This is a genomic window from Bacillus sp. 1A, assembly GCF_052682215.1.
On the sequence record NZ_JBQYLZ010000001.1, the window covers coordinates 3,999,491 to 4,012,864 of the forward strand.

Consider the following 13,374-nt stretch of genomic DNA (forward strand, 5'->3'; position numbering starts at 1 on the left):
TCATGTTAAATAGCTTTAATAATTATAAGAAAACTAATTTTATTACTTAAGGAGGAGGAAAAGGCATGCAAATCGGATTAAATATTCATACGTTATCTCAACCTACTAAAATAACTCCATCTAATCTTGAGCATAATACTATCTCTTCTACTAAACTTGAAGATAAAAAATCAAATGATCCCATCAAATTTGATATTCGTTCATCTGAAAAAGAAATGAAACAACCTGAGCATAAATTTAACGAATTAGATTTATGGAAGATGTTAAAAGATAAAGGTGTTCCTTTATGGATCATACTTGAAATGCTACAAAGGTCTCGTAAGGAAAAAGAATCTCAAAATAATTCAGTTCAAAATTCAAATGCGATTGAAGAACCGAGCGAGACGCGATTAAATGAAGTAATGTAAACTATGTTATCTAAATGGTCTAAAATTAAAAAGAGTTCAGGGCTGATAAAATTCCTATCAACCTTGAACTCTTTTTTATGATTTTTCTCCAATCGTGACAAATTGAACTGATACTTCTTCCTCAAAATCTTTAATTAACTTTCTTACTTTTACATATTCATTAGTCAATGTATTATCTGTCGACATTTTAGGTTTTTCGTCACCTAAAGATTCTTTCAGATGAAGAAGTTGCATTTTTGTTTCATTTGCCTGTATTTCTTTATATACACTATTGCTCGCCACAATTACATACCATAGTGTTCCATAATTTCGATTATTACCAAGCCAAGCATCACTATCATATGTAACTGGTATCACTTTTCCTTCTATTTCAATACTTTTTATATTCTTTTCTTCTTCATTTATAAATAATAGTGAACTTTCTTTTGGAAAACTCGGTAACGTATCTAAAGGTTTAGAATGAGATGAATGATCTCTTTTACGAAAAATTTTTGCTTTAATCATCGCTTTTGCAGTAGATTCATTTAATATCAAAACCCTTTTTTGGTCAAATCTACCTGTTTTCACCGAAAAAACTTCATGTTCTTTCGTATTTTCCTTATAACGATTCATAATTGTTGAAGTATGATTCTCATCTCCAATGATTAATACGCCGTTAGCTGGAAATCTGTTTTCATTTTTAGAGCATGCACTTAAACTTATTAAAATTAATATACTTAATATGAAAATAGAGAGTGTTTTTTTCATCACATTTCCTTTCATAACTCAAATTGTTTTTTTACATGCTTTTCTGCAATCTTACTTGCTGATATTCTCTACTGTTCCATAGTTTTATAAAGCTTTTGTAAGTAACGCCAACGAGTGATAAAGAAATATAAAACTTGTATACATATAAATGAAATTAAAATTATGATAGAGCTATTCATAATAGAAAAATCGACTAATTGTTGTAATGCCATATAAGCGACCACAGTATGAATCACTGCAACGATAATCGGTAAGAAGAACATTAATACTAATTGTCTTGTTACAACTTTTTTCAACTCTCTTTTACTTAATCCCATTTTCGAAATCATCTTATATTGCTGCTGATCGCGGTCCAAATCAGTATATAACCGGAAATAAATAAAACTAGCAGCGAAAGTAAAGAAGACGATTCCAACTAAAACACTTGCCATAAGTAATAACCCATTCGTTTGTTTTGCACTTAACAACTCTATAGTTAGTGCTCTAAATTCAAAATGTATGTCTCTAGGATCTTGATCGAATATGTCACTTAATTGGTTTGAAATCTCTTTTGTTTTTATCCAATCATCTACAACAAATCCATAAGTTCGATATTGAATAATATTTTCAAAATCTAGATTACTATTAAGCGGAATTTCATCATACACATGATCTTGAATCGCAATATTAATCCCTTCCGTATCGTGTGGCAAAACTAAGTTATCTACAGTTTTTTTCACATGAAATGTCTTTGTCCAATCGCCTTGAATGACTTCAATATTCTTTTTATAATCACCATTTTTAAACTCTTGTTTTTGTGATACGACTCCAGGGATTAATAACATTTCATCTTCTTTTTCAATCGTTTCTTGTTGGTACCCGAGTGCTCTCGCAAGTTCGTTATATTCACTTAACTTCATTACATTTACATTACTTTCTGTATAAATATCTGAAGTGGAAGCCATTCGATATGGAATATTAGAATCAGCAAGATGTTTTTTTATAATCGAGAGATGTTTATCCGTTATTTTATTTTTATCAGGAGCTGTATACAGAAATGTATACGGGTTTGTCATCCTTACCAAATCTTTGTTTCCAAGAGCTGCTGTCGTGCCAATTGCTGTAAAAGCAACTGCTGAAATAATAGATACTATAAAAAACATTGTTGCATTATCTTTCATACGGTATATTAATTCTGAAAATGTTAATATATTCGTTCTCTTTAAAAAGAAAGATTCACTCCTTTTCACAAGATGCAATATATAAACGCTACACTGTGTATATAAAAAGTACGTTCCTATAATTACTAGGAGCACACCCATTCCGAGCGTAATAAAACTATAACTTGGGATAAAGCGAAATACTAAAATATAGCCATATCCTATACTAAATAAAGAAAAAATTGATAATAAAATTGACGATTTCGGTTCAGGCTTTGGCTTTTCCCCTGCTTGAATAAGTTCCACAAGTTCTGTTACTTTTATCATTTTAAAAGTAACTAGCGAAACAATTAAAAATAAGAATAGAAACGTGATGCCAGTTAATAATACCGCCTTTACTGGCATATAAAAAGGTAAGCCGTTACTAATCATTAATACACTGGCACTTATTAATAAAACTAGTTTAGAAAATATAAGTCCAATAAGAACCCCTACACAAATTGAACCAAGTCCAATTAACATATTTTCAATTAACAATAACTTCTTAAGCTGTCTCATTGACATACCTTGCATCATTAAAATGCCAAATTCTTTCTTACGCGTTTTTAAAAACGAACTCACTGAATATAGAATGAAGAAGAATGAAAAGACAAAAATCAAACCTTGAGAAACTTCAAATCCTAATGTACCAAATGTACTTATTGTTTTACTTGTCGATTTCAACTCCCCCTGTAAATCAGGATGGAATAATAAAAGAGCATACGTAAAGAAAATCATTATAGAAAATGCACTACTTAAAAAATGGGCAGCATATGTACGCTTATTACGAAAAATATTATTAAATGCGAATTGACGAAAAGTCATGCCTTTTCCCTCCTAACAAAGAAAGGACATCCATAATCTTTTGATAAAATGCTTGCCTGCTTTCACCACGATAAATTTCGTTATATAGTTGACCATCTTTAATAAAAATTACTCGGCTGCAAAAACTCGCTGCATACGGATCATGTGTAACTAACATCATCGTTGCTTTTGCCTCCTTATTTAGAGTATCTAACATCTCCATTACATCATTTGAAGATTTAGAATCTAAATTCCCTGTTGGTTCGTCTGCAAGTAATAATTGCGGCTTATGAACAATTGCACGAGCAATTGCTGTTCTTTGAGCTTGGCCTCCTGATATTTCAAACGTTCTTTTATTCAATATATCTGTAATATTTAATTTCTCTGCGATTTCTTGTACTCGTTTGTTCATTTCTTGCACAGCAACACCATCTAAAGTCATCGGCAGTACGATATTTTCCTTTATTGTAAGTGTGCTAAGTAAATTAAATGATTGAAAAACAAATCCTAATTGTTTCCTACGAAATAAAGCTAAATCTTCTGATGATAACTGGAAAGGATTTGTACCATTTATTAAAATTTCTCCTGAAGACGGAGAATCGATAGTAGATACCATATTTAATAGCGTAGTTTTCCCGCTACCGGATGGACCCATGATCCCTATAAATTCACCTTCTTGAATTGATAAATCAATATCTACTAATGCTTTAAAAGGTATTTTCCCTTTATATACTTTACTAATATTTTTCGCATGTAAAATTTCCATTTCTATTCTCCCTTCATTTGCACTTCTCACAATAGAGTGTAAATGAATTCTCTTATAGCTCATATTGATTCATCTTTCATTTATCTTACACGCTTGTAAGATTTCTAAAAAAACTGATAATAACACTATTTACAAATTAAAATTAACGCATAACTATCTTATAATAATTGTATAGTGGTAGAAAATACAATTGTATATCAAATCTTTATTATATAAATGCAAAAAGCTTAGAGTTATAGCTCTAAGCTTTTTTGCATTGCATGGTCACTCCTTTTAAAGAGCACTTTTTTTTATCCATTCGGATTTACTCAATACATAATGATTATACATTTGATTTTCTATCGTCTGTTGACTCAAATAAGTAAAACCGCATTTTTCAATAACTTTATTTGAAGGTGCGTTGTTTATTACTGCAATTGCGTTAAGGACATCCACATTTGTATTTTCAAACAAATAGCCTATCAAGCCTTTTGTCGCTTTCGTTGCATAACCATTATTATAATATTCACTTGAAACAGCATACATAATTTCTCTGTTCGGTGCAGGGAGTTCATCTTTCATGCCTGTGCAGCACCATCCAATAAATTCATTTGTGGTTTTCTTAAATATTCCTAGTCTTAATATGTGATCATCTATGTTAGTCGTAGTTCTCACTGCATTAAGAAACGCTTTATTTTCAGGTATTTCATAATTTACAACCCAATTAACCCTTTGTTCTTTCGTTGATTTCCAGTCTGGTAAAAACTTTTCTATTTCCGGTTGATTTGCTATTTTATAAATACTCTCTGCATCTTTGACTGTAAACTCTTGTAGGTATATATATCCACAATCTATTCTAAATAACTTAGTGAAACTCTCTTCTCCCATCTTAATCCCCCTTACTCACATTAAAGAGCCTTAATCTGCTTCGTAAGTTCCATAAACCGTTCATCCAGTGCTTTATATTCTTTGTCTTTAGAAGTTAAAAAGCTTAATTTCCCTAATACTTCCTGTCTCTCCGTTTCTAACGTTAAACGTAGTTCTTCAATTTCATCTCTTGTTTTAATAGATTCTTCTAGCTGCTTTTGTATCGTACTGTTTATAAACACGAGTTTTGTGTTAGTTGTTTTCTCCAGAAAATATCGATCGTGAGAAACGATAACGAGTGTTCCGTTATACTCAGCCAATGTATTTTCAAGCTGTTCACGCGAAGGTAGATCAAGGTGATTCGTCGGCTCATCCAAAATGAGTACATCTTTTTCATCTAAAATATAAGCCATGAGCTTACATTTCACTCGTTCCCCCATACTCATATGTTCAATCGGCTCTTTCCATTGGGAAGATTCAAATCCTAAATGTTTCATTAAATTTTGGACTTTTCCTCTCTCCTCAAACGTCTCTTTATAAAATAAATCTTCTGGTGTTTTATCAAGTGGTAAATCAAATACTTCTTGTGTTAAATAACCGATGTTTGCAGATGGTGAAATCCATATTTCTCCTTGAGCAGTTTCCGCTCCCATAATCATCTTCAGTAATGTTGTTTTCCCACTACCGTTTGGTCCAATAATCGCAACCTTTTCACCGTGCTGAATTGTAAAATTAACGTTTTCAAATAATGTCCGATTATTAAATTCCTTCCGCAATTGTTTTACTTCTAAGAAACGTTTTCCTACTTTTTTACTCGCTTGAATAGAAAATTCAACTGAATACTCTTCTTTCACACGTTCTACTTTCGTTTTCTCCAGCTCTTTTTCAAGACGTTTTCGTTTCGATTTAACTTGCGCGTCCATTCGCTTCGCCTTTACACGATAAAACTCCTTCACTCCTTCTTGTTTTGTAGACTGCGCATGTGCCTTTTGTGACCATGAACTTAATTCTTTTATATGAGTTTCTACTTGTTCTATCTTCTTTTGTTGTTTTTCATATTCACGCTGCTGCGTCATTCTTTTATGCTCACGTGCTTTCATATAACTCGTATAATTCCCGCTATGGTCAATTAATTTCTTATCCTCAATTGACCATATTCTAGTTGCGACAACATCTAAAAAGTATCGATCATGCGATACGACGATAACTGTACCTTTCATATTTTCAATTTGCTTAATGAGAAATTCCGTACTCATCTCATCTAAATGATTTGTCGGTTCGTCTAATATTAAGACATTAGGATTTTCGGCAAATCCTTTTGCTAACCGAACTTTCAGCTTTTCACCACCACTTAACATATGAAAATCGTTCGTTGGCACGCCCCATTTCGCAAGAAGTTCTGCTTCTTTTGCAATCACATCGTTACTAACAAAAGATTCTATTTCTTGTTCTACATATGCGGTTGTCATATTCATTTGCTGCCATTCAACAATGCCTTTTGATGGCTCAATTTTACCATTTATTAATTGAAGTAACGTTGATTTACCAGCACCATTTTTACCGATTAATCCGATAACATCCCCCTGTTTTACTGTCACATTCATTTTCTCTAACAAAGTATTTTCCTTTATATCAACATAAACATCATTTAATTTTAAAATTTCTTTCATAATACCGATCCCTTTCGTTAAGGGAGAATAAAAAAATCCTCCCAAATAAATTTGGCAGGATTAGTCATTACATTATTTATACCCAAATAAGCTATTGCGCAACATAAATAGCAATACCGTTGTATGGAAATTGGGCAGACTAATCCTATTTTTTAGAAATTGAAATTTATTTCATTTCAACATTTAAAAATAAGATTAGTTAATCATCGTCCACCCATCATTCCTTTCCGTCGTTAGTAACCATATTGTACCATACTAGTACTGTATGAGTAAATGCACTTATATGTGCTGTAATAAAGATTGCTTTCTTCTAGGTCTAATTATCATTTCTTAACTACATATAGAACAAACACAAATTACGTTTGTTTATACTACTTGCCTTAGATTTCCCTAGTAATAAACTTTTAAACACTCCCTCTTATATAATTATTATATAAATTTAAGAGTAATTATATATTATACATACCACATTTCAATTCTTATAATAAAATTATCCTTTTTGTCCTGTGAAGAAGTTGAACACCTAATTCTTCTTCCAACTTTCGAATTTCTTGACTTAAAGGCGGTTGTGCCATCATAAGACGTTCTGCCGCACGGCTAAAGTTTAATTCTTCTGCCACTGTTATGAAATATTTCTTTTTACGAATATCCATTACAATCCCCCCTGTCATTCGTTTCAACCGTAACACAAATCAGATGGAGCCTTCTTGCCGAAAAGGATAAAAAGAAAATGTTATTCGTTATCCAATAATCACTTATTGTTTTTCGATAAATTTTTATTGATTACTCCCCTGTAATAAGCTATTATATGTTTGTAGAAAATATTAATGTAAGGATTGAATTTATGGACAGGACATTAAAAATCACAAAGTTAAGTATGTTTTTAAGGATTTTTCTCATCCCGATTATAGTAGGGATAATTGTTGGTATACTAACTAAATTAGGGCAAGGTATACTTCCAGGACATTGGAATTCATTAGCTAATCTAGGAAGCGTTTGGTTAGTTCCATCCTTTTTTGTGGCTAGCTTTAGTTATTCTAAACGTACAGCTATACTTTCTGGCATCCTTGCGCTACTCGGCATGATATTAGGCTACTATGGTTATGCAATAGTTATTAAAAATGTAGCTCACTCTATTTATTTTATATCTGTATGGATTGTATGTGCATGTATAGGAGGAACTATCTTTGGAATTGCAGGTTTTCTATGGAAAGATACTACAAATCCACTTCATAAATTCGGAAGCGCGCTTATTAGTGGAGTTTTTGTAACAGATGGACTTCACATTCTTTTACATTTTGAAGACTATAGTCACATGTTACCTGTTGGATATACCGAAGTGATAGTCGGGATTATCTTGATTCTTGTATTAGAACGCTCTAATACTAATCGAATTTCTTCTTTCTTAATGATGGTTCCTATCACTATTTTAGGATTAATTGGATATAAATTATTAAGTTTGTTTGCTTAATATCATGGAAAAACAAAAGACTCATTCTATTATAATCCATAATACATATCACGAATTCAAACATTATACTTATTAATGTTGATACACTTATTCATAGGATGGATTCATGAAGCTGTCTCTTTCAAAGAGATGGCTTTTTTCTTACAAAAACTATTCATCAGCTTTATATTAAATCCTTCTAATTTAACAATCGTATTTATTAGTGTGTCATTATACATACTAATATGATCTTTTACCATTTCATATACTAGATATAAAGTGAAACCTTAATAGATAGTTAATCCCCCACCTAACTTCTTTGCTTTCGCTGAATTTTGAAGTGGGGTCTTACTGCCCATTAAAGCGGGATAAAATAAGGCTAAAAAACTTATCTTCAAAGTTCTTTAGCCTAAATCACTTATTTACACATTAAAAAATATAATTCGTACAACCGTACCTTTACCAACTTCTGAATGGATTTCTACACTATGTCCTAATTGTTTTGTAATTTCATATACAAGATATAGCCCCATTCCAGTTGACTCTTTAAAATCTCTACCATTTTCCCCTGTAAAGAAAGGTTTAAATACTCTTGGTAAATCTTGCTTCGGTATCCCTACGCCATTATCGGCAATTTCAAGTATAACGTTATTATCTTCCTTACAAGCTTTCACTTTAATCTTTTCTCTACTACCTGAAGAATATTTAATTGCATTCGATAGTATTTGTCCAATTAAAAATTGTAACCATTTCGCATCACTTTCTACAATAATGTCTTTATCGATTTTAAGCTCTGGATACACAAAATTTCGGATAAAGAAGCGTTTATGTTCATGAACAGAATCATTCACTATTTTATGTAGTTGTACTCTTTCTACATAAAAATCTTGCGTAAATGCTTCTAAACGTGCGACATATAGAGCCATCTCTAATCCCTTTTTTAGCCTATCTGTTTCCTCATTAATACTTTCAAACCGCGGATCGACTTCATCTTGTGTAATTAATTCTATTACAGATAAAGGTGTTTTCATTTGATGTATCCACTGGTTCATAAAGGTTAAATGATCATTATTTTTTCTCTCTTGTATTTGCAGCTGATTTTGATAATGTCGATATTGCACCTCAAGTAAGTCCTGAAGTGCAGTAGATAAAACTGCAAAATCTGATTTTTGAACAGAATCATCCAAAGAATGCATCGGATTTGCTAATCGTTCATAGAAAGTACGATGAGTAAAATAACGAAATACTAAATAGCCTACCATAAAAAAGACACCTAAAAACATTGCATACAATGCCGTTGCAATATGGTTATGTCCATCAAACCAATATACGAGAAATATAGATAGTAGTTGGATTGCTGTAAAACAAATAAGTGGTATATGATCACGAATAAACAATCTTATCATTTTTCCATACCAGTATCCCAAGTAATATGTAGTCTATATCCAACACTACGAATCGTTTCAATCGGATCCTCAATCTGTAACGTTTTTAACTTTTTTCGCACGCGTGTTGTATTTACACTTAATGTATTATCATCAACATAAGATTCGCTATCCCATAATTTATTTAACAACACTTCTCTACTCACAATACGTGGATAATTTTTCATTAACATTTCTAATAAAATAGCTTCATTTCTCGTTATATCAATCTCTTGATTACGCAATTTCAATACAAGCCTTTCAGGATATAAACAAAGACCTTGTTGCTCAACCATCCGTTCTTCTACTTTCGGTGCATAATCTCCATAAGCACGTCTTAAATGACTACGAATTTTAGCCATTACCACTTCGTAATGGAATGGCTTTGAAATGAAATCATCACCACCGTTTTCTAGTGCCATAACTTGATCCATCGTGCCTTCACGGGCTGAAATAAATAGTATCGGACATGTAGAAACTCCACGAATTTGACGACACCAATAGTACCCATCAAAACTCGGTAAATTAATATCTAATAAAACTAACTCTGGTTGTTCTTCTAAAAAAATGTCTAATACATTTTGAAAATCCGATACAATAATTCCTTCATACCCGTATTTCGCAACATGTGTTGATAATAGTTCTGCAATTTTCATATCGTCTTCTACAATCATAATTTTAACCATTTGTTTACTCCTTTTTCGATCCACAATCTTATATTCAATTATATAAAATAAATACTACCTGTTTTTATATCATCCGTAAATCAAAAAAGGATACTTTTATACAACAGCATCCTTCTTCTATTATTCTTATTTAATATGAAACTTACTCAAATTAAAACCTAGCTTCTCCACATAGTCCATATCTAGTTCCATTCGCGCTGTTTTAAGCGGGTCCACAACTTGGCATACTTTTAGATTACCTGCAGCTGATAATAAAAGTGTTGCATCCGCTTTAGACATTTCTAATTCTTCATGTAAAAATGTCACCATATTACGTACAGCGCGATTCGCTGCATCATCTAACAATTTTTCTGAAGCAATCGTCATAAGTTTTTCTTTTTGGATCGCCATTGGTAGTGGCCATTTCTTTCCTTTTATTATTTGAACTGTTACTGTTACCTCACCAGCAACCTCTACTCCACTAACACCAATTTCACCATCACCCATCGCTGCGTGTAAATCGCCTAATGCTAATAGAGCACCAGGAACATTTACAGGTAATAATAACGTTGTCCCTTCTTTTATCTCTTTACAATCCATATTCCCGCCGTGATCATGCGGTGTGCCACATGAAATGCTCTCTTCTTTCGGCGCAGTACCAATTACACCGATCATAGGATTAATTGGGATTTGTAGTTCATTTGAAAACAAAACATGCTCATTATGTATCGGGACAATTTTCACTGTATTTTCATTTAGCTCTTCACCCATTACGCCAAGATTCGCTCCTGTAGTTAAAACACCTTGCTCTGCAATTTCAATCTTTTCAATCGTTACGACTAAAATATCACCAGGTTCTGCACCAATGATATATACAGGTCCAGTCGCTGGATTAATTCGGTTCCAATCTAATTCTTGAAACGCAACATCTTCAGAATCAATTTGATTTTCAAAGCAATCATATGTTTCAAATACAAGACGACTCCCAATTTCTACTTCCATACATGTTTTGTTTTCTGGTGACATTGCGTAAATAATATGGTCTTTATGAATTCGATACATTTTATCTCTCCCCTTTTATATTAGTCTACAATTACTAATTAGCTTTTTTCACAAAAGCTCCTTTGAAAAATTAATAAATTTACATATAGAAAAGCACCTAGCTTATTTTCATACATACACTCTTTACTATAACAGGTAAAGAAAGGTGGTAGCACTATGCCCCTTATTCCATATAACGAAAGCGATGTTGATTTACTAGCTCGTTTAATTCGTGCTGAAGCTGAAGGAGAAGGTCGACAAGGTGAACAACTTGTTGGTTGCGTAGTAGTAAATCGTGTATTTTGTGATTGCTTAGATTTTAAACAACTTCGAACTGTACGTGATGCAGTATATCAAAGCCCTGGCGGATTTGAAGCAGTGCAATACGGATATTTTTATCAACGCGCGCGTGATTCAGAAAAAGACATCGCAAGAAAAGTTTTACAAGGTGAATGGCGCTGGCCAGCACGTTGGGCTCTTTGGTATTTTCGTCCAACTGGAGCTTGTCCACCTGAATGGTATAGTCAGCCGTTTGCAGGGCAATTTAAAAGTCATTGTTTTTATGAACCTCGTGGTGATGAATGTCCGAAAATGTATTCACGATAGCAAAATTTGAAACGCAAGTACTTAGACGAATGAGTACTTGCGTTTCCTTTATTTTTTAGAAATCTAATAATGTGATGAATTTTTCAATGCCTACTACATGTATTAATAACGGTATACGTGGGCCGCTAGACTGATTTATAACGAGCCTATATATAATAATAAATAATTGTTTTTGATTTTCTTTCATTATTTTTTTATTTTCATGATGACAAATCGAATACAATTGTTCCATTAAGTTAGAGTAATCTTCGTTAGAACGAAGTATGTTGCAAACTTCTACTACCCATTCTTTCTGTCTTTCATCTAATGTGTTGTAAAACTCTTTATTTCTCTCTTGATTTACAGCAATTAATTTTTCAGTTTGAAAGTTTCTAACCCAATACTCTGCACGTTTGCTTATCGCTATCATATCCTCTAATGCATAATTCCTATCTATTTTTTCTAATATACCTTGTAAAATAGATGAATCAAAATTTAATAGCGGTAACGTTCCAGCAACTTGATTAAACTTTGGATACTCTTTAAACCCGCTATCAACTTTAGAGAGTTTAATTGCATCAAATAAATCTTCATTTTTGATCGTTTTATTCTCATAACTAACTTTTAATCGTTCATATTCTGTATAATTGCGAATCACATCTTCATCCAGACCGATATGAAAAGCTGCGTTTGGTCTATATCTTGCATACATAAACAGAATCACTTCTGGTAAATACACTTTTAACAACTCACTAGGTGTAATACTATTTCCTGAAGAACTAGACATTTTTTCATGATTGCCTTTTATTCCAATGAAATCATACGCAACGTAATGAGGAGCTTCCCGATTAAATATTTTTCTTGCAATTTCCTTTGACACATTATAACTACCCGTTTCTGATGAATGATCTCTTCCGCCCGGTTCAAAAATAACATCCTCTATCATCCATCTCATCGGCCAATCGATTTTCCAATTCAGTTTCATTATATTTGTATCTAAGACCGATAATTCATTTTGATTTCTGCATATACATTCATACTGTACAGTTTTTAATATTTCATCAAAATGTGTAATCGTTGTTGCATCTTTCCCGCATTTCTCACAATATAATGTAACTGGATAAAAGCTCTCTCGCTCTTCTGCACTACACTCCCCAGTTTTAAAACTCATTAAAATATCATATATTTCTTTTCTATTATACAAAGCCTCTAAAATATTCTCATTATATTTTCCGCTTCTATACTCAGCGTGTTGATATATGAATTCCACTTCAATACCAAATACTTGAAGCGATTTCTCAAACTCTTTTTCAAAATGCTCTGCATAAGAGTTATGACAACCATATGGATCTGGAATATCACTGTATGGCATACCAATATATTTTGCAAAAGATGGATCAATATTTTTAGGAACTTTTCTAAACCTATCATAATCATCCCATGAAAATATAAAACGAGTCTTTTTCCCTAAATCTTGAAGTGCTCTTACAACGAAATAAGTCGTTATTATTTCGCGAAAGTTCCCGATATGAATAGAACCAGATGGACTTATTCCAGATGCGCAAACAAAAGTTTCTTTATTTGGATGTTTTCTTATTAATTCATGTGCTACTTCATACGCCCAATACATATATTACTCACCTCAATTGATTTTTTATTTTCACACTTTCAGTTTTATGCAATAAAAAAACTCCCACCCCCAAGATTATTCATCTTGAGGACGAGAGTTATTAGCTTCGCGGTACCACCTCAGTTTGTTAATATGTCGCCATATTAACCTCTTCAGGTACG

General features: G+C 32.4%; 12 protein-coding genes, 1 pseudogene and 1 other annotated feature (1 of these 14 running past the window's edge). Of the genes and pseudogenes, 3 read left to right on the top strand and 10 right to left on the bottom strand.

Going from position 1 to position 13,374, the window contains the following annotated elements; genetic code table 11:
- Positions 1 to 65: 65 nt before the first annotated feature.
- Positions 66 to 407 (top strand): DUF3914 domain-containing protein, encoded by a 342-nt coding sequence (locus ACUN0F_RS20450; protein WP_048560973.1) that lies wholly within the window; start codon positions 66 to 68, stop codon positions 405 to 407.
- Between the two features lie 75 nt (positions 408 to 482).
- Here the strand turns inward: ACUN0F_RS20450 and ACUN0F_RS20455 are convergent, their stop codons facing one another.
- The 6 genes and pseudogenes from ACUN0F_RS20455 to ACUN0F_RS20480 form a co-directional block, all read right to left on the bottom strand.
- Positions 483 to 1,154: a lipoprotein BA_5634 family protein gene (locus tag ACUN0F_RS20455; protein ID WP_264461580.1), complete on the bottom strand. Its 672-nt coding sequence runs from the start codon at positions 1,152 to 1,154 to the stop codon at positions 483 to 485.
- A gap of 68 nt (positions 1,155 to 1,222) precedes the next feature.
- The gene (locus ACUN0F_RS20460) at positions 1,223 to 3,157 is read right to left on the bottom strand and encodes an ABC transporter permease (protein WP_215563342.1); all 1,935 of its coding nucleotides are present in this window, start codon (positions 3,155 to 3,157) and stop codon (positions 1,223 to 1,225) included.
- Positions 3,132 to 3,902, bottom strand: a complete 771-nt coding sequence (locus ACUN0F_RS20465; RefSeq protein ID WP_445540032.1) for an ABC transporter ATP-binding protein — start codon at positions 3,900 to 3,902, stop codon at positions 3,132 to 3,134. The genes ACUN0F_RS20460 and ACUN0F_RS20465 overlap by 26 nt, the downstream gene beginning before the upstream one ends.
- A gap of 273 nt (positions 3,903 to 4,175) precedes the next feature.
- Entirely contained in the window at positions 4,176 to 4,769 is a 594-nt protein-coding gene (locus ACUN0F_RS20470) for a GNAT family N-acetyltransferase (RefSeq protein WP_445540033.1), read from the bottom strand.
- Between the two features lie 20 nt (positions 4,770 to 4,789).
- The gene (gene abc-f, locus ACUN0F_RS20475; protein WP_445540034.1) at positions 4,790 to 6,418 is read right to left on the bottom strand and encodes a ribosomal protection-like ABC-F family protein; all 1,629 of its coding nucleotides are present in this window, start codon (positions 6,416 to 6,418) and stop codon (positions 4,790 to 4,792) included.
- A 482-nt stretch (positions 6,419 to 6,900) separates the two neighbouring features.
- Positions 6,901 to 7,071: pseudogene (locus ACUN0F_RS20480) on the bottom strand (LysR family transcriptional regulator); the annotation flags it as partial.
- Between the two features lie 191 nt (positions 7,072 to 7,262).
- Between ACUN0F_RS20480 and ACUN0F_RS20485 the strand changes: the two are divergent.
- Positions 7,263 to 7,889: a DUF6518 family protein gene (locus ACUN0F_RS20485; protein WP_445540035.1), complete on the top strand. Its 627-nt coding sequence runs from the start codon at positions 7,263 to 7,265 to the stop codon at positions 7,887 to 7,889.
- A 401-nt stretch (positions 7,890 to 8,290) separates the two neighbouring features.
- Here ACUN0F_RS20485 and ACUN0F_RS20490 read toward each other — a convergent pair whose 3' ends face one another.
- The 3 genes from ACUN0F_RS20490 to ACUN0F_RS20500 form a co-directional block, all read right to left on the bottom strand.
- Positions 8,291 to 9,274 carry a sensor histidine kinase gene (locus tag ACUN0F_RS20490; protein ID WP_445540036.1) on the bottom strand — a complete coding sequence of 328 codons (984 nt, stop codon included), beginning with the start codon at positions 9,272 to 9,274 and terminating at the stop codon, positions 8,291 to 8,293.
- On the bottom strand, positions 9,271 to 9,978 hold the full coding sequence (locus tag ACUN0F_RS20495) for a response regulator (RefSeq protein WP_445540037.1): 708 nt from the start codon (positions 9,976 to 9,978) through the stop codon (positions 9,271 to 9,273). The genes ACUN0F_RS20490 and ACUN0F_RS20495 overlap by 4 nt, the downstream gene beginning before the upstream one ends.
- Positions 9,979 to 10,104: 126 nt before the next feature.
- Entirely contained in the window at positions 10,105 to 11,019 is a 915-nt protein-coding gene (locus ACUN0F_RS20500) for an acetamidase/formamidase family protein (RefSeq protein ID WP_445540038.1), read from the bottom strand.
- A 156-nt stretch (positions 11,020 to 11,175) separates the two neighbouring features.
- Here ACUN0F_RS20500 and ACUN0F_RS20505 point away from each other — a divergent pair, with 156 nt between their 5' ends.
- Entirely contained in the window at positions 11,176 to 11,604 is a 429-nt protein-coding gene (locus ACUN0F_RS20505) for a cell wall hydrolase (protein WP_445540039.1), read from the top strand.
- Positions 11,605 to 11,659: 55 nt separating this feature from the next.
- On the opposite strand, the gene lysS is transcribed toward ACUN0F_RS20505, so the two are convergent.
- Positions 11,660 to 13,213, bottom strand: coding sequence for a lysine--tRNA ligase (gene lysS / locus ACUN0F_RS20510; protein ID WP_445540040.1), 1,554 nt, complete (start codon positions 13,211 to 13,213; stop codon positions 11,660 to 11,662).
- A gap of 83 nt (positions 13,214 to 13,296) precedes the next feature.
- Positions 13,297 to 13,374 (bottom strand) — a binding site (T-box leader) (it continues 179 nt past the right edge of the window).

Coding starts and splice junctions, on each gene's coding strand:
- ACUN0F_RS20450 (WP_048560973.1), top strand. CDS start 66: ATGCAAATCGGATTAAATATTCATACGTTATCTCAACCTACTAAAATA.
- ACUN0F_RS20455 (WP_264461580.1), bottom strand. CDS start 1,154: ATGAAAAAAACACTCTCTATTTTCATATTAAGTATATTAATTTTAATA.
- ACUN0F_RS20460 (WP_215563342.1), bottom strand. CDS start 3,157: ATGACTTTTCGTCAATTCGCATTTAATAATATTTTTCGTAATAAGCGT.
- ACUN0F_RS20465 (WP_445540032.1), bottom strand. CDS start 3,902: ATGGAAATTTTACATGCGAAAAATATTAGTAAAGTATATAAAGGGAAA.
- ACUN0F_RS20470 (WP_445540033.1), bottom strand. CDS start 4,769: ATGGGAGAAGAGAGTTTCACTAAGTTATTTAGAATAGATTGTGGATAT.
- abc-f (WP_445540034.1), bottom strand. CDS start 6,418: ATGAAAGAAATTTTAAAATTAAATGATGTTTATGTTGATATAAAGGAA.
- ACUN0F_RS20485 (WP_445540035.1), top strand. CDS start 7,263: ATGGACAGGACATTAAAAATCACAAAGTTAAGTATGTTTTTAAGGATT.
- ACUN0F_RS20490 (WP_445540036.1), bottom strand. CDS start 9,274: ATGATAAGATTGTTTATTCGTGATCATATACCACTTATTTGTTTTACA.
- ACUN0F_RS20495 (WP_445540037.1), bottom strand. CDS start 9,978: ATGGTTAAAATTATGATTGTAGAAGACGATATGAAAATTGCAGAACTA.
- ACUN0F_RS20500 (WP_445540038.1), bottom strand. CDS start 11,019: ATGTATCGAATTCATAAAGACCATATTATTTACGCAATGTCACCAGAA.
- ACUN0F_RS20505 (WP_445540039.1), top strand. CDS start 11,176: ATGCCCCTTATTCCATATAACGAAAGCGATGTTGATTTACTAGCTCGT.
- lysS (WP_445540040.1), bottom strand. CDS start 13,213: ATGTATTGGGCGTATGAAGTAGCACATGAATTAATAAGAAAACATCCA.